General features: G+C 54.8%; 18 protein-coding genes. 12 read left to right on the forward strand and 6 right to left on the reverse strand.

Translation table 11 applies throughout. The annotated features are described in order from the left end of the window. Positions 1 to 59 precede the first annotated feature (59 nt). From AFK24_RS20770 to AFK24_RS20780, 3 genes are read left to right on the forward strand one after another with little or no spacing between them, the layout of a single operon-like run. The gene (locus tag AFK24_RS20770; RefSeq protein WP_065835009.1) at positions 60 to 1,241 is read left to right on the forward strand and encodes an amino acid ABC transporter permease; all 1,182 of its coding nucleotides are present in this window, start codon (positions 60 to 62) and stop codon (positions 1,239 to 1,241) included. 10 nt (positions 1,242 to 1,251) lie between these two features. Further along, on the forward strand, positions 1,252 to 2,349 hold the full coding sequence (locus tag AFK24_RS20775; protein WP_065835010.1) for an amino acid ABC transporter permease: 1,098 nt from the start codon (positions 1,252 to 1,254) through the stop codon (positions 2,347 to 2,349). Positions 2,350 to 2,359: 10 nt separating this feature from the next. Continuing rightward, positions 2,360 to 3,124 carry an amino acid ABC transporter ATP-binding protein gene (locus AFK24_RS20780; RefSeq protein ID WP_065835011.1) on the forward strand — a complete coding sequence of 255 codons (765 nt, stop codon included), beginning with the start codon at positions 2,360 to 2,362 and terminating at the stop codon, positions 3,122 to 3,124. Positions 3,125 to 3,415: 291 nt separating this feature from the next. On the opposite strand, the gene AFK24_RS20785 is transcribed toward AFK24_RS20780, so the two are convergent. From AFK24_RS20785 to AFK24_RS20800, 4 genes are all read right to left on the reverse strand, one after another. Continuing rightward, positions 3,416 to 3,970: a hypothetical protein gene (locus tag AFK24_RS20785; protein ID WP_065835012.1), complete on the reverse strand. Its 555-nt coding sequence runs from the start codon at positions 3,968 to 3,970 to the stop codon at positions 3,416 to 3,418. A 396-nt stretch (positions 3,971 to 4,366) separates the two neighbouring features. Continuing rightward, positions 4,367 to 5,083 carry a DUF4225 domain-containing protein gene (locus AFK24_RS20790; RefSeq protein WP_065835013.1) on the reverse strand — a complete coding sequence of 239 codons (717 nt, stop codon included), beginning with the start codon at positions 5,081 to 5,083 and terminating at the stop codon, positions 4,367 to 4,369. Beyond that, on the reverse strand, positions 5,071 to 5,565 hold the full coding sequence (locus AFK24_RS20795; protein WP_065835014.1) for an Hcp family type VI secretion system effector: 495 nt from the start codon (positions 5,563 to 5,565) through the stop codon (positions 5,071 to 5,073). Before AFK24_RS20795 ends, AFK24_RS20790 begins: the two co-directional genes overlap by 13 nt. Before the next feature lie 217 nt (positions 5,566 to 5,782). Then, positions 5,783 to 5,992, reverse strand: a complete 210-nt coding sequence (locus AFK24_RS20800; protein WP_065835015.1) for a DUF6124 family protein — start codon at positions 5,990 to 5,992, stop codon at positions 5,783 to 5,785. A 541-nt stretch (positions 5,993 to 6,533) separates the two neighbouring features. Between AFK24_RS20800 and AFK24_RS20805 the strand changes: the two genes are divergently transcribed. From AFK24_RS20805 to AFK24_RS20830, 6 genes are all read left to right on the forward strand, one after another. Beyond that, complete coding sequence (locus tag AFK24_RS20805) at positions 6,534 to 7,367, forward strand: lipid II-degrading bacteriocin (protein ID WP_170826374.1); 834 nt, start codon at positions 6,534 to 6,536, stop codon at positions 7,365 to 7,367. Positions 7,368 to 7,457: 90 nt separating this feature from the next. Next, positions 7,458 to 7,883 (forward strand): hypothetical protein, encoded by a 426-nt coding sequence (locus tag AFK24_RS20810; RefSeq protein ID WP_139110548.1) that lies wholly within the window; start codon positions 7,458 to 7,460, stop codon positions 7,881 to 7,883. A 201-nt stretch (positions 7,884 to 8,084) separates the two neighbouring features. Next, positions 8,085 to 9,371, forward strand: coding sequence for a CynX/NimT family MFS transporter (locus AFK24_RS20815; RefSeq protein ID WP_065835053.1), 1,287 nt, complete (start codon positions 8,085 to 8,087; stop codon positions 9,369 to 9,371). Positions 9,372 to 9,461: 90 nt separating this feature from the next. Next, on the forward strand, positions 9,462 to 9,947 hold the full coding sequence (locus tag AFK24_RS20820; protein WP_065835018.1) for a nuclear transport factor 2 family protein: 486 nt from the start codon (positions 9,462 to 9,464) through the stop codon (positions 9,945 to 9,947). A 42-nt stretch (positions 9,948 to 9,989) separates the two neighbouring features. Continuing rightward, the gene (locus AFK24_RS20825; RefSeq protein WP_080482231.1) at positions 9,990 to 10,316 is read left to right on the forward strand and encodes a GIY-YIG nuclease family protein; all 327 of its coding nucleotides are present in this window, start codon (positions 9,990 to 9,992) and stop codon (positions 10,314 to 10,316) included. A gap of 84 nt (positions 10,317 to 10,400) precedes the next feature. Then, entirely contained in the window at positions 10,401 to 11,333 is a 933-nt protein-coding gene (locus tag AFK24_RS20830; protein WP_065835019.1) for a glutathione S-transferase family protein, read from the forward strand. 127 nt (positions 11,334 to 11,460) lie between these two features. Here the strand turns inward: AFK24_RS20830 and AFK24_RS20835 are convergent, their stop codons facing one another. Together AFK24_RS20835 and yejK are read right to left on the reverse strand one after the other, a co-directional pair. Continuing rightward, positions 11,461 to 11,811 carry a glutaredoxin family protein gene (locus AFK24_RS20835; RefSeq protein ID WP_065835020.1) on the reverse strand — a complete coding sequence of 117 codons (351 nt, stop codon included), beginning with the start codon at positions 11,809 to 11,811 and terminating at the stop codon, positions 11,461 to 11,463. A 12-nt stretch (positions 11,812 to 11,823) separates the two neighbouring features. After that, a complete protein-coding gene (gene yejK / locus AFK24_RS20840; protein ID WP_065835021.1) occupies positions 11,824 to 12,825 on the reverse strand; it encodes a nucleoid-associated protein YejK in 1,002 nt (333 codons plus the stop codon). Positions 12,826 to 13,221: 396 nt separating this feature from the next. Between yejK and AFK24_RS20845 the strand changes: the two genes are divergently transcribed. The 3 genes from AFK24_RS20845 to AFK24_RS20855 all read left to right on the forward strand — a co-directional run bounded on the left by AFK24_RS20845 (position 13,222) and on the right by AFK24_RS20855 (position 15,403). After that, the gene (locus tag AFK24_RS20845; RefSeq protein WP_020292090.1) at positions 13,222 to 13,503 is read left to right on the forward strand and encodes an HU family DNA-binding protein; all 282 of its coding nucleotides are present in this window, start codon (positions 13,222 to 13,224) and stop codon (positions 13,501 to 13,503) included. Between the two features lie 281 nt (positions 13,504 to 13,784). After that, positions 13,785 to 14,981 (forward strand): ADP-ribosyltransferase domain-containing protein, encoded by a 1,197-nt coding sequence (locus AFK24_RS20850; protein ID WP_065835022.1) that lies wholly within the window; start codon positions 13,785 to 13,787, stop codon positions 14,979 to 14,981. A 62-nt stretch (positions 14,982 to 15,043) separates the two neighbouring features. Then, the gene (locus tag AFK24_RS20855; RefSeq protein WP_065835023.1) at positions 15,044 to 15,403 is read left to right on the forward strand and encodes a DUF6508 domain-containing protein; all 360 of its coding nucleotides are present in this window, start codon (positions 15,044 to 15,046) and stop codon (positions 15,401 to 15,403) included. Positions 15,404 to 15,462 lie beyond the last annotated feature (59 nt).

A 15,462-nucleotide genomic window follows, 5' to 3' on the forward strand; every position in this document is an offset into this window, starting at 1 on the left:
GACAGTCTGAACAACAGGCTGTCGGGCGTTGTTCTGTTCCATTTTTCCTGGGGCATTCAATGGAAAAGCAAATCGTCGCACCCAAGCAAAAGCTCTCTCTGAGCGACCCGAAAGTGCGCGCGTGGGCATTTCAGATCATCACCATAGTGGCGGTGATCTCAATGGGCTGGTTCTTGTTCGATAACACCCAGACCAACCTGGAGCATCGTGGCATCACCTCGGGTTTCAGCTTTCTTGAGCGCAGTGCCGGCTTTGGCATTGCTCAGCATCTGATCGATTACACGGAGTCGGACACCTACGCTCGCGTATTTGTCATCGGTCTGCTTAACACCCTTCTGGTTTCGTTCATCGGTATCGTTCTGGCGACCCTGCTGGGCTTCATCATTGGCGTTGCACGCTTGTCACCCAACTGGATGATCAACAAGCTGGCGACTGTCTACGTTGAGGTTTTCCGGAACATTCCGCCGCTGCTGCAGATTCTGTTCTGGTACTTCGCAGTGTTCCTGACCCTGCCGGGTCCACGTCAGGCGCATGGCTATCTGGAGATGTTCTTCGTCAGCAGCCGTGGCCTGAACATGCCAAGAGCACTCGCCGCTGATGGCGCGTGGCCGTTCATCATCAGCATCGTGTTGGCCATTGTCGCTGTGGTCATGATGACCCGCTGGGCCAACAAGCGGTTTGAAGCCACCGGGCAACCGTTCCACAAGTTCTGGGTCGGCCTGGCGCTGATCATCGTCATTCCCGCCTTGTGCGCCGCGATCTTCGGCGCGCCTGTGCATTGGGAAATGCCTGAGCTTAAAGGCTTCAACTTCGTTGGCGGCTGGGTTCTGATCCCTGAACTGCTGGCCTTGACCCTGGCGCTTACGGTGTACACCGCAGCGTTCATCGCCGAAATCGTGCGGTCGGGTATCAAGTCGGTCAGCCACGGTCAAACGGAAGCTGCACGTTCCCTGGGCCTGCGCCCTGGGCCGACGCTGCGCAAGGTCATCATCCCGCAGGCTCTGCGCGTGATCATCCCGCCGCTGACCAGCCAATACCTGAACCTGGCGAAGAACTCCTCGCTGGCGGCCGGTATCGGATATCCGGAAATGGTTTCCCTGTTTGCCGGTACGGTGTTGAACCAGACCGGGCAGGCGATTGAAGTCGTTGCCATCACCATGAGCGTGTACCTGGCGATCAGTATCAGCATTTCCCTGCTGATGAACTGGTACAACAAGCGCATTGCGCTGATTGAGCGGTGAGGAAGCGCCCATGACTACCCATACTTTCAAACCTGATATGCCACCACCGGGCAAAGTGTTCGGCCCCGTGGCGTGGATGCGGCAAAACCTGTTCTCCAGCTGGATCAACACGCTGCTGACCTTGTTTTCGATCTATCTGGTGTTCCTGGTCGTGCCGCCGATTCTCAGCTGGGCGTTCATCGACGCCAACTGGGTCGGCACCACACGCGCCGATTGCACCAAGGCCGGCGCCTGCTGGGTGTTCATCGAGCAACGTTTTGGTCAGTTCATGTACGGCTACTACCCCAGCGAACTGCGCTGGCGTGTAGACCTGACCGTGATCCTGGCGATTGTCGGCGTTGCGCCGCTGTTCATCTCGCGCTTCCCGCGCAAAGCGGTGTACGGCCTGAGCTTCCTGTTCATCTACCCGGTGGTTGCGTTCTTCCTGCTGCATGGCGGCGCGTTTGGTCTGACCAACGTTGCAACCAGCCAGTGGGGTGGCCTGATGCTGACGCTAGTAATCGCCACCGTCGGTATCGCCGGTGCATTGCCGCTGGGTATCGTGCTGGCGCTGGGTCGTCGTTCGAACATGCCGGCGGTCCGCGTGGTCTGCGTGACGTTCATCGAGTTCTGGCGCGGCGTGCCGTTGATCACCGTGCTGTTCATGTCCTCGGTAATGCTGCCGTTGTTCCTGCCCGAAGGCATGAACTTCGACAAACTGCTGCGCGCCCTGATCGGCGTCATCCTGTTCCAGTCGGCTTATGTGGCTGAAGTGGTTCGCGGCGGCATGCAGGCCATTCCCAAGGGTCAGTACGAAGCGGCTGCGGCCATGGGCCTGGGTTACTGGCGCTCCATGGGGCTGGTCATTCTGCCCCAGGCGTTGAAGATGGTTATCCCCGGCATCGTCAACACCTTTATTGCCCTGTTCAAAGACACCAGCCTGGTGATCATCATCGGCCTGTTCGACCTGCTCAACAGCGTCAAACAAGCTGCTGCCGACCCGACCTGGCTGGGTATGGCCACTGAAGGCTATGTCTTCGCGGCCCTGGTGTTCTGGATCTTCTGTTTCGGCATGTCCCGCTATTCCATGCATTTGGAACGTAAGCTGGACACAGGCCACAAGCGTTAGGAGTTATGTGATGAGTGAAGTTATCAGTAAGCCTCTGGGCGCCGAAGGCATGATCCGCATGGAGGGCGTACACAAGTGGTACGGCCAGTTCCACGTGCTCAAGGACATCAACCTGAACGTGCGTCAGGGTGAGCGAATCGTGTTGTGCGGCCCTTCCGGCTCCGGCAAGTCAACGACCATTCGTTGCCTGAACCGCCTGGAAGAGCACCAGCAAGGCAAGATCGTGGTTGATGGCACCGAGCTGACATCGGACCTGAAACAGATCGAAGCCATCCGCCGCGAAGTCGGCATGGTGTTCCAGCACTTCAACCTGTTTCCGCATCTGACCATCCTGCAGAACTGCACGCTGGCACCGATGTGGGTCCGCAAGCTGCCCAAGCGCAAGGCCGAAGAAATTGCCATGCATTACCTTGAGCGTGTGCGTATCCCGGAACAGGCCCACAAGTTTCCAGGCCAGCTTTCCGGCGGTCAGCAACAACGTGTGGCGATTGCCCGCGCGCTGTGCATGAAGCCGAAAATCATGCTGTTCGATGAGCCGACTTCGGCACTCGATCCGGAAATGGTGAAAGAAGTGCTCGACACCATGGTCGGCCTGGCGGAAGAAGGCATGACCATGCTCTGCGTCACCCACGAAATGGGCTTCGCCCGCACCGTGGCCAACCGCGTGATCTTCATGGACAAAGGCGAAATCGTCGAACAGGCTCCACCAAACGAGTTCTTCGACAATCCACAAAGCGATCGCACCAAACTGTTCCTGAGCCAGATCCTGCATTGATTGGGTGAAGGTGACAGAGAAACCCGGACCTTGTGTTCGGGTTTTTTTATGGGGGCGGTAATTGGTGCCGAGGCCTCTTCACGCAATCCCGTTGGAGCGAGGCTTGCCCGCGAAGGGGTCGGCGCATTGTAGGACCGGATTCATCCGGGAAGGCGGCGTGTCAGGTAATTACGATGTTGGCCGTGTCGCCGCCTTCGCGAACAAGTTCGCTCCTACAAGATTTCGCACTTGCAGAGTTTGTCCTTAGCGCCGGCAGGACGCATATTTTTTTGGAGTATTGATGGGGAAGGTTTATAAAACCCGACCGTACTTTTTCCCCTCATAGAGCGCTCCAATAATGACGGCTGGAACGACGATGACGTAAAGAATCAGGCCTATTGCTCTTACCGCGTGCGGTTCAAGGGTGATGAACTGCAATGGGCCCAACAGGATTGCGCCTGTCACCGGCACGCAAAAAAATGGTACGAAAATACCTATCCTCAGATAGTAGAAAAAGTTCTCCCTGCGGCTATAAATTTCAATATCAGGTTCTCCCGGCTTTAACATCGCGCGTTTTTCTTCGACGGTATATCTAATTGGGCGAGGGATGGCGTAGACATAAGCCAGTATCATATAGCCGGTTGCGGTAACTACAACAGGGCTACGCGCTTCTCCTACGAACTGGATGTGGCCGGTGTTTGCGAAGATCATATGTCCTATGACGATGGCGACGTTATACAGAAAAACGATGAGCTGTTTCTTTCCTGAAAAATTCTCACCCCCGAGTGCGAATTTAGCCCAGAGTGAAGGTGCGAATAATATTGCTGTTATAACGAGATATTGGATGTGAAACCAGGTCGTGTCCATTTTATTCCGCCTTTAAGGATCGCTGCGTGACATTTTAATGGGGGCGTTTATTTGTATTGGGGAAGTGATAGTTGCTGCTACCATAGTAATGTAGGTTTAGCCTAATTTCTAAAACTCCACGGTTTTATATTCCGCTCGGTCGGAAGTGCGTACATATATAGAAAAAGCATTACGAACGAAACCCACCCGATGGTATCGGGCTTTGTATCTCCTATGAGCGGTAGTTGGCTGTTTTGTATGAAATTTAGATGGATGAATATAAGTGTTCCGTTATATATTGTGGCTATTATGCTTTTATTATAGGTGTAGTTTTTTCCAGAGTAACTAAATCTAGCCCAAAGCGAAGGCAAGAAAAATAACAAGCTTAATGTGCAGAATGTGGTGTAAAAAACTGTGTTATTCATTCTTTTCTTTCCATTCGCGACGCATCCCGGCTCCAGTCACGGCATCGGAAGCTCGATCGAACATAAAGGCTCGATTGTTCAAACCTTTATATGCCCGAATATAGTCTGTTTCGACATATTTAAAGAGGCGCCACGATCCAGGTTTTAGCACCTTTCGAAAAGCTCCGTAGCCGGAGAAAGCAAGGTCAAATACCCCGTAAGCCATATTCCCCTCGAACTCCGTCCCGCCGGACATTTCTGATACGCCTTGATAAAACTTTCTAACGTATCCCTGCGAGTCAGTCCGAGCTTCCAGCAGGTTAGTCCCATTTTCGTAGATGTTGTTTAGCCCGTGCGTTGCAGTTAATAGCCCAATACCACAACCTAATCCAGATGTGACTCCACACATTGCGACCCCGCCAGTGACTTGCAGTACTCCAGCCGCTAAACCGATACCTTGCTGAAGAGCAGTTGCGGATTTCGTCAACACGCTCTGCTCAGCCTCCAGCGCCTTCAAACCTTCTTCCGCAGTCTTCCTCCCATCCCCCACATCCCTCACAATCCCTCGCGCGTAATAAGCCACTTCGCGATTGAATTTAATGCGCAGCATTCCATCCTGAATATGCCGCGCGCTTATTGTGCAAGCTTGGGATGTCAGCACGCCCGCCGCGTGGCTGACTTGCCAATATCCATCAGTGCTGGCTATCTTTTTTTTATTTACTGATCCCATTCGGCACCTTCCCATGACGTGTAGCCACTGGTTTTGGCCGCGTGATTTTCCCAGATAATGTCGCGATAGCGGATGGCGATGGTTTCGTTGGGATCTGCGTCATTCTCGAGTACTGAGTGAGGTACGTCGACGGTAAGGCTGGCGATTTGTGCGCCTTTGATTTTGACCGAGTAATATTTTTCCTGCCCCGCCAGATTTGAATGACGGTAGAAGTTTATGGTGCAGGTCAGTTCTTCACGGTCTGACAATGCCTGCGCCAGTAATGGTGATGACTTGTCGAGGAGCTTGGTAATAATTACGGGGTTGTGATGGGCGTGCTTGATATTGCCAATGTTGTTCATGTTGTGAGAGAAGGACAGCACCATTATTTCGTCTTCATGCCCGGCCTGACATTTATTGCCAATGGAAGGCAGACTTGAGCAACCTGCTGAAATCAGGCCTTGATTTTTACCTTCGATAATCATGTAGCTATGACTGGCCATTACGGATCTCCCTGAAAAAATGAGCGACCAGTTTATTCGGATGATTGTCGAGAGGCTGTAGGGCGTTTCCGAAACGCTTGTTGGAAGAGTGAGAAATGTCAGTTGTTGTAGGACCGAACTCATCCGGGAAAGCGGCGTGTCGGGCAATAACGATGTTGGCCGTGCCGCCGCTTTCGCGAACAAGTTCGCTCCCACAGTGTTTGATATCTGCGGGCTGTTAAGCCTCCAACCGATCCAGAGACTTCTCCACCGCCCCGCGCGCCAGATCAATCAGGTGCATGACTGCAAAGGCCAGGTCGCGTTGGGTGCCGTGCAGATGATCGCCTGTTTCGTACGCTGTCGCAGATGCGCAGCGCAGCAGTTCGACGGCGTGGTTCAGGGAATCTTCCACGGTGGGCAGCGGTTGAGCGGGGGTGATCTTGAGCATGTTGAAACTCCTATTGCAGTAAGGAGCCATCACTCGTCGCGACTAAACGAAGGGTGGCGGCTGTGCCACAGGTTAGTCGACCGGCCAATAGGAAACCGGCGCACCCGAAGGCGCCCTGCGCACAGCCACCATGAAGGTGAAACTGTATGCGCCTATTGATCCGGGCGACTAAACCCGATCGCTGATGTGCAGCGACCGACGCAGCCTAGACACCCGAATCGGCAGGCGCAAGCGGCCGGGAGTTTCTAGGAAATTTCACGCAAGGGAAAGAGACGGATCAGGCGATTTTTTTGCAGACTTCCAGAATTCCCTCCGCTTTATATTCCGAGTATGTTGATTTCAAACACGGTAATTGCTGTTTTCGACATAAAATCTTTTATTTTTTTATGGGGAGAAAGATCCTACAAATTAGCTTGTGATTTCCATTAGGTTGCGTCGGCTTTTTCGGATTTTGATAGTTTAAAAGTTAGGCTAGTGTGAGTTACATCGTGTTAGTGATTAATGGCGCGATGCCATGTTGTATTTTATTGGAGATGTTATGATGAGTAACACTATCACTTTGCCGCCTTTGCATATAAACGCCGTGCGGGATGCATTCGCGCCACCACCAACGGGGCTTACTCCTCCAATGCCTAGCCCTGCCATTATTATGGTTGCGCAGCACCGCATGCGAATGAAGATGTATGGGGATGGTTTTTGGCGTGAAATGTTAATAAAGCACATGGAGGAGATGAACAAAGCTTTGAAAAACGGCTGGCGCTTGATGCCTACGGCAGGTTTTTTGTTTGACAGTAAAAAAATTCCCCTCGCAGATAAATACATGTGTATTAACCCCAATGCACTTTCTGCGACTGCGGTACAGGAGGCCATCAATGGCTGGGGTTACGGTAAAAGCATGGCCGACGCACGGGAGATCTCAGGCGGTATTTTGAGTCCTATGGCGGCATTCGGACATTTTTTCAACGGAGGTGGAGCCCAAGTAATTACAAACATAAACAACCTAAGTCTTAATCTATCTCAGTCAAAGATACCTGCGCTAGAAGCAGCGTTTACGGCAGCGATAATTGGCAGTTCACCCATCAGCATCTCAAAGGCGCCGTACAATACGAGCGACAGTTTCTGGATTACAGGGGCTTGGCTAGGAAATATAACGTTGAAGATAGAGGGGGTACTGGATAAGTTTCATGATGGGCGATTGTCATTTGCAGGGTCTGCGCGAGCGTATAATGATACTTTTGATTTTAATGCTAGTATGCATCGAAGCGGATTTGCTGAAGAGTTGACGCGTGTCGGGCGGCTGCTTGGAGAGTCTATGTCCAGTCAGCCTTATGAAATAGCAATTCAAGGAGAGCTGCCATTTTCGATCCACCGTTGAACGGGTAACGGAGTCCGGAACTTTATTAAATATGGTTTACAGAGGTATATTGTATCTTTGTTGTTGTGTTTCAATGTGGCGGGACTGTATATGAGTTCGATCATGGTCAAGGAGCTTAGTTTTCAGAGCACCGTTAAATGCCTGTCATTTTTTGTGGTCGTCTATTGGTCGCTATGGATACCCGTCATCGCGCACTCCGGGAGGGACGAGATTGGGGACGACGGTCCCTTGTTTTTCGGAGCATTGATGGTCATGGGAGTGGGAACCTTGCTGGTATTGCCTGCTTATATTGTGTCGGTTTACCTAGCTATATATTTCCCGGTCAATCGTCTCTTAAGGGGAGCAGCAGTTTTGCTGCTCTCCTTAGTAATCGGTTTTTGTTCAGTATCAGCGCTCCTGTTCAGTCGAGGCAGCGTCGATGGTTTTATACTCTTTCTTTTGCCAGCTTTGGGGTATTGGGCCCTGACAATACTGCTGCTCATGCAGATGGTCTGCGTCTTGCGCCGTCGTTCGTGAATACAAACAGCGTCGATTTGCAAATGCCCTATTCTTGCGCAAACGCTTGGCCGTCCGGGTTTCGTCATCATGCAACAGCACGACTCCGCTGCTCTACGGATCTGTACCCAATCCCCGTGAAACTTGTATTCGTCCTGGTTCTCCAACAGGATGCAGGCTTTGCGCAATGCGCTGTTACACACTGCCCTTTACGAGAATCCCATGACGACCAAGGCGCCATCGGCGAGTACGACTCCAATAAATCATTCCCTTCCTCACGACATCGACGCACAACTGATCGATTGCGAAGCCGACGATACGCCCGCGCAGCCGTTGCTCAAGCGCCCATGGTTGCTGCTGTTGGGGCTGGTGCTGGTGGCGCTCAATCTGCGTCCGGCATTGTCCAGCGTCGCACCGCTGCTTAATAGTGTTTCAACCAACCTTGGGTTATCGGCAGCCGAAGCGGGGTTGCTGACGACGTTGCCGGTATTGTGCCTCGGGCTGTTTGCGCCGTTGGCGCCAAGGCTGGCGCGCCGGTTTGGTGGCGAGCGAGTGGTGTTCGGCATTTTGCTGATGCTGGCGGCGGGAATTATTTTGCGCAGTTGCTTCGGCGAAGTCGGGCTGTTCGCCGGCAGCCTCGTGGCCGGAGCCAGCATTGGCATCATCGGCGTGTTGTTGCCGGGGATCGTCAAGCGGGATTTCCCGAAACAGGCCGGGGCGATGACCGGCGTCTACACCATGGCCTTGTGTCTGGGCGCGGCCATCGCGGCAGGTTCGACAGTGCCGCTGAGCCAGCATTTCGATGACAGCTGGGCCATCGGCCTGGGCTTCTGGATGATCCCCGCCGTTCTGGCCGCCATCGTCTGGCTGCCTCAAGCCCGCCACGGGCATGGCGCGCATCATGTGGCGTATCGCGTCAAAGGCTTGCTGCGCGATCGGCTGGCCTGGCAAGTCACGTTGTACATGGGCCTGCAATCGTCCCTGGCCTACATCGTGTTCGGCTGGTTGCCGTCGGTGCTGATCGGGCGCGGCATGACCGCCACTGAAGCCGGGCTGCTGTTGTCCGGCTCGATCATCGTCCAGTTGGTCAGCGCCCTGACCGCGCCGTGGCTCGCGACCCGGGGCAAGGATCAGCGCTTAGGCATTCTGCTCGCGATGGCGTTGACGCTGACGGGCTTGTTCGGCTGCCTTTACGCGCCGCTGAATGGGCTGTGGGGTTGGGCCATCGTGCTGGGATTGGGGCAGGGCGCGACGTTCAGTCTGGCGCTGACCCTGATTGTGCTGCGTTCCCGGGATTCCCATGTGGCGGCCAATCTGTCGAGCATGGCGCAGGGCATCGGCTACACCATCGCGTCCATCGGACCTTTTGCCGTGGGCGTGGTGCATGACGTCACTGGCGGCTGGGACGCCATCGGCTGGATCTTCGGCGTGATCGGTATCGCTGCCATCGTGGCCGGCATGGGCGCCGGTCGGTCGCTGTACGTGCAGGTCACCAGCGAAAAAATCTGAGTCGGGGTATTTGCCAAGCGAATGGGCATGGCAAATCGCCCGTCGGCCGCTTATCGTGCAAAGACCTTTTGCTCCAACGGACTTGCCTGCATGAGTGACGAAGATAAACGCCTGATCAACAATGCCTTGATCACCCGCTTCTACGAGGCGTTCAATCGGTTGGACGCCGAAGCCATGAGCGCCTGTTACAGCGATGACGTGCTGTTCAGCGATCCGGTGTTTGGCGAGCTGCGCGGCGCTCAGGCCGCTGATATGTGGCGCATGCTGACGTCCCGCGCCAAGGATTTTTCCCTGACTTTCGACAGCGTGCGTGCCGATGAGCGTACCGGCGGGGCGCATTGGGTCGCCACGTACCTGTTCAGCCAGACTGGCAACACCGTGGTCAACGATATTCAGGCGCGCTTCGTGTTTCGCGACGGCAAGATCTGCGAACACCACGATCACTTTGACCTGTGGCGCTGGTCGCGGCAGGCGCTGGGGTTCAAAGGCCTGTTGCTGGGCTGGACGCCAATGGTGCAGAACGCGATTCGCGCCCAGGCGCAAAAGGGTTTGAAGGCGTTTCAGGCTGGGCGTTAAGCCTCTGTTAGAATCGCGCCTTCATGTAACCCGACTTCTGCCATGCCTGACACTTCCCCCGCCGTCATCAGCGCGCCTACCGAACCCGCGGCGAGCAAGCCGTGGTTCGTGTATCTGGTGCGCGCGGCCAATGGCTCGTTGTACTGCGGCATCAGCGACGACCCGCAGCGCCGTTTCGCCAAGCACCAGAGCGGCAAAGGCGCGCGCTATTTCAGCTCCAGCCCGGCGGTGGCGCTGGTCTATGTCGAAGCCTGGCCGGATAAAGGCGAGGCGTTGCGTCAGGAGCGGCTGATCAAGAAGTTGCGCAAGAGTGCCAAGGAGTGTCTGGCTGCGGGTTTTCAGGGATTGGCAGCCGATCCATCCGCGTGATGTCGTGACCTGAGGTTCACTGCGTAGGCCGCAAGCTCGCAGCCAGCTAAGCTGTTGGCTTTCCACCTGGCGGACAGTCCGAACATGACAGAGCTCATCCTGCACCATTACCCAACCTCGCTCTTTGCCGAAAAAGCCCGTTTGATGCTGGGCTTCAAAGGGTTGTCGTGGCGTTCGGTAATCATCCCGTCGATCATGCCCAAACCCGACCTGACCGCGCTCACCGGGGGTTATCGCAAGACGCCGATATTGCAGGTCGGCGCTGATATCTATTGCGACACCGCGCTGATGGCGCGTCGGCTTGAGCAGGAAAAAGTCTCGCCGACGTTTTACCCGGAAGGCCAGGAATTCACCGTCGCCAGTTTCGCCGCGTGGGCTGACTCTGTGCTGTTCATGCATGCCGTGAGCCTGGTGTTCCAGCCTGAGTCACTGGCGGTGCGCTTTGCCAAGGTGCCGCCCGAAGCGGTCAAGGCCTTCGTTGCCGATCGCGCTGGCTTGTTCACCGGCGGCAACGCGAGCCGTTTGCCAGCAGAACAGGCCAGGCATCAATGGCCGACCCTGATGTCACGCCTGGAACTGCAGCTTTCACGTAATGGCGACTTCCTGTTTAGCGTGCCGTCCATTGCGGACTTCGCCGTGGCACACACGCTGTGGTTTCTCAAACAAACCCCGGTCACTGCGCCGCTGGTGGATCAATACCCGGAAATTGTTGCCTGGCTCGGTCGCGTGCTGGGCTTCGGTCATGGCGCTTCCAGCGAGCTGAGTTCAGCTGACGCTGTGGAAATTGCTGCCAAAGCGACGCCCGCCGCGCTGCCGGATGAAGTGTTTGTCGACCCGAATGGATTCCAGCCGGGCGACCAAGTGGCGATTGCTGCCATTGATTACGGCGTTGATCCGGTCGAAGGCGAACTGGTGTTCAGCGGGCGCGAAGAGTTGATTGTGCGGCGCGAAGATGAACGTGCGGGCGGGGTGCATGTGCACTTTCCGCGGTTTGGGTTTCGGGTGGAAAAGCGCTGAGTTTGGTTATGTAAACCCATTGTGGGAGCGAGTTCATCCGCGAAGGGCCGGCATGGCAGGCCTATTTTTCAGCGGTCGGAATATCGCCTCGCGAATAAATTCGCTCTTACCAGGGCTGGCGAGGCTTTTATTGCAAAGCCGCCAATATAGCCTCTTCACTGAAACCCCGAATAATCGTGCCATTCACATCGATCAACGGAATGCCGCGCCCGCCCAGGGCTTCATAGGCCTTGCGGCCCTCCGGCGATTTCTCGATGTCGTATTCCTTGAAGGGAATGCCTTTGCTGTCGAGAAAGCGCCGGGTCTGTTTGCAGTAGCCGCACCAGTCCGTGGCGTACAGCACGACGTTGGCCTGTGCCTGACTTTGCGTCGCGACGACCGGGGACGGGTTGACGAAGTGCTCGATCTTGCCCCAGTTCTGGTAAGCCACCACGAACAGCATGATCAGCACGACTTTCTTCAGAGTGCGCAGCAACATCGCGTCATGCCCTCAGCGGCGTTTGAGCTGATCGGTGAGCTGGGTCGGCAAGCCTTTGATGATCAAGGTACCGGCCGCTTCGTCGTATTCGATCTTGTCGCCCAGCAGGTGCGCTTCAAAACTGATCGATAAGCCCTCTGCGCGGCCCGTGAAGCGGCGGAACTGGTTGAGGGTGCGCTTATCCGCAGGGATCTCCGGCGACAGGCCGTAATCCTTGTTGCGGATGTGTTCGTAGAACGCACGCGGACGTTCTTCGTCGATCAGCCCGGACAATTCTTCCAGGCCCATGGGTTCGCCCATTTTGCTCTGGCTGCTGGCGTAATCCACCAGGGTCTTGGTTTTCTCGCGGGCGGATTCTTCCGGCAGGTCTTCGCTTTCCACGAAGTCACTGAACGCCTTGAGCAATGTGCGGGTTTCGCCGGGGCCGTCGACGCCTTCCTGGCAGCCGATGAAGTCGCGGAAATACTCCGAAACCTTTTTGCCGTTCTTGCCCTTGATGAAGGAAATGTACTGCTTGGAGGACTTGTTGTTCTGCCACTCGGAAACGTTGACTCGTGCCGCGAGGTGCAGCTGGCCAAGATCCAGATGTCGCGACGGAGTGACATCCAGCGCGTCGTTCACCGCTACGCCTTCGCTGTGGTGCAGCAGGGCGATGGCCAGATAGTCGGTCATGCCTTGCTGATAATGGGCGAACAACACATGACCGCCGACCGACAGGTTCGATTCTTCCATCAGCTTTTGCAGATGCTCGACCGCCACACGACTGAACGCGGTGAAGTCCTTGCCGCCTTCGAAGTATTCCTTGAGCCAGCCGCTGAACGGATGCGCGCCGGACTCGGCATGGAAGAAGCCCCAAGCCTTGCCTTGTTTGGCGTTGTAGCTCTCGTTGAGGTCGGCCAGCATGTTCTCGATGGCCTGGGACTCAGCGAGTTCGGAGTCGCGTGCGTGGAGGACTGCGGGCGTACCGTCAGGTTTTTTGTCGATCAAATGGACGATGCAATGACGGATCGGCATGGGCTTCTCGGCTGTGTGTGAGCTCGAGCGGGGTGGCTCGATTTGACGGCGGCCAGTGTAACGCACCAAAGACATGAACACCGCTGCACCCCGTGGTTTTAGCTCCGATCAGGCCCAAACCCTCGTTTTTTTGGGTTGAAACACTTTAATCCTGTCCAAACGGGTAGGTTAGTGCGGATATTTGCGCGGCTCTGTGCTAGTTTTGCGCGGTCTTGCGCACTACAGCGCGCTAAGCACCGCAGTTTGTGTGTGATTGAGCCGAACCAAAGCCCGGTTTCAGTATCTACATTTCGCGATTAATCGTGGCTGCTACTGGAGGGCCAGGTTTATTGCCTGGCCCCAGGCCGACACCGCATCCTGCAATCCAAATGAATTTGATAGGGAAGGAACACCACCATGGCTCTGACTAAAGACCAATTGATCGCCGATATCGCTGAAGCTATCGACGCGCCAAAAACCACCGCGCGTAATGCTCTTGAGCAATTGGGCCAAATTGTTGCCGATCAACTGGAAAACGGCGTTGAAATCACTCTGCCGGGCATCGGCAAACTGAAAGTGGCAGAGCGTCCAGCTCGCACTGGCCGCAACCCTTCGACTGGCGCTGCCATCGAAATCGCTGCCAAGAAAGTCATCAAGTTCGTACCAGCTAAAGTGCTGAGCGACTCGATCAACAAGTAAGCCCACGCTTGCTGTTGAAAAAGCCGTGCTCCGGTCAACCGGGCACGGCTTTTTTGTGGGTGGCGGATGCAAGGTTCGTTGGAGCGAGGCTTGCCCGCGAATCAGGCGCCTCGGTGGCTCAGATCCACCGCGTTACCGTTCTTCGCGGGCAAGCCTCGCTCCAACGGGGTGCTTCCCCTCCCTGATATCAGCTTGCCTCCTGTCACTTCTGACAGCTATTCGGCTTGAACTTCACGTGCTTCCATGATTGCGTGCAGAATTTGCAGGTATGGAGCCGCATCATGAACGCAATTGATGAAATGGATATTGACCACGCTGGCAGTGATGTCCGAAAAATAATACTGGGTTCTGGAAGGATCGATTCGATTCCAGAGGGGATACAGCCCGATTATCTGGCGATTTACTGTCGCCCCGGAAGTTATGATCCCGCCCAAGGTGGACTGGTAGGGCTGCTTGCCGAGATGGGTGTTTCTGTAGACGCCGAACAGGCCGCCCCTGAAATTGACTTTCGTCCAACATTGCCGTGTTGGGTGACGCGTGATTTAAGTAGTGTGGATATTCCCTTCAAAAGATTATTGGTGTGGGAACCCGCAGTTGAAGAAGGTGAAACGCTGCTTAATAAAGTAGAAGAGGCTTTCCAGGCACTGGACAGAACGGCAGGTAAACGGGGAGCGCCGTTTCTGCTTTTACCGTTATGGACAGAAGTAACGAGTGACACTCAGTCAGATATTTTTCGCATGCAGTTTTACACGGCTGCTGCGCTTGCTGCTCGTGCTAGGTGGCAGACAATCTACATGCTGGTTAATAGTGAAGCCGCTGACGAGATGGCAGAACTGTTTGGAACAATGAAGTCGCAGTACCTGGACCCGCCCAGAGTTATTCCAGATCTGCTGGAGCAATTTGCGTCTTTCGGTATTCCGACCAGGCTCTCGGAAGTCAAAATCCACCGGGAGAGCGCGCGCCAGGAGCCTTGGCCTGGCTTGACACAGCGTCAGCACGCAGCGATTTATGATTATTCGCAACTGGCTTATTTATATACAAACAGGGCGCTGCGGCACAACGATTTTGCCCATCCGGATTTCATTGCATTACAGGCGTATATCGAAGCGCTCAGCACCGGATTGGCTAGTCTGCCCAATTATTTGAGCGCTGAACGGGTGCGTCGTCTGGTGACCATTTTTGAGGGTATTGAGGAGCTGTACGTTGATGGGCAGTTGACTCAGGAATTGGCTTTTACCAGTACAACTGCTCGTGAACAGCCTATTGCGGGTGATCGGTATCAACTTCACCTCAAGAGTATTGTGGGGAAAGATATTGCCGATATTTCTTTTTCTCCAGCGGAGAAGGAAGTGTTGTTTGACTACTCAATGCGCCATCTTGTAAGCGATCTCCGGCCAGGGTTGGAGGCCAACTCGGTGCTCGTTACTTGCGATGAGGGGACGGTTCATTCAATGGGCCTGGCATTTACGCATCTTTGATGTGTCGTGTTTATTTGAATGATAGACAACCAAGGGATTCGTTTTCGAGAAGGGAATTGAACATGTCATCGACTATCAGTAACAACGATCTAAGCATTATTTTAACGGCGGCTCCGGATTTCAAACGCTTGAAGGTCGCTGGTTCCCTGGACAAGGCATGGCGGCAAACTTTATGGCTGTTCCTGCATGTGTTGTATCAGCAGGGCTTCGTGTTGAGCTTTGACTGGCAAGCCGAGTTTGCCGGGAAAGAGAAAGACCTCGCCGACGTTGGCGCACTCAGGGTCATGAGCCTTGAAGGCGTCAGAAAGGTGCTGACGGCCCATGTTCGAATGGACCGGCTTTGTGAAGGGCACCTTAATAGCATTGCAGAAAGTGGCTACCTGGAGCAGCTCGTCGAGCGATTGAACGTGCTGAGGTCCTGATGAGGCGTGGGACCGGATTTATCCGGGAAGACGTCGGTTCAGTCAGCAAGGCATTCGGA

Source organism: Pseudomonas syringae (genome assembly GCF_001698815.1).
In the GTDB taxonomy this organism is placed as follows: Bacteria; Pseudomonadota; Gammaproteobacteria; order Pseudomonadales; family Pseudomonadaceae; genus Aquipseudomonas; species Aquipseudomonas syringae_A.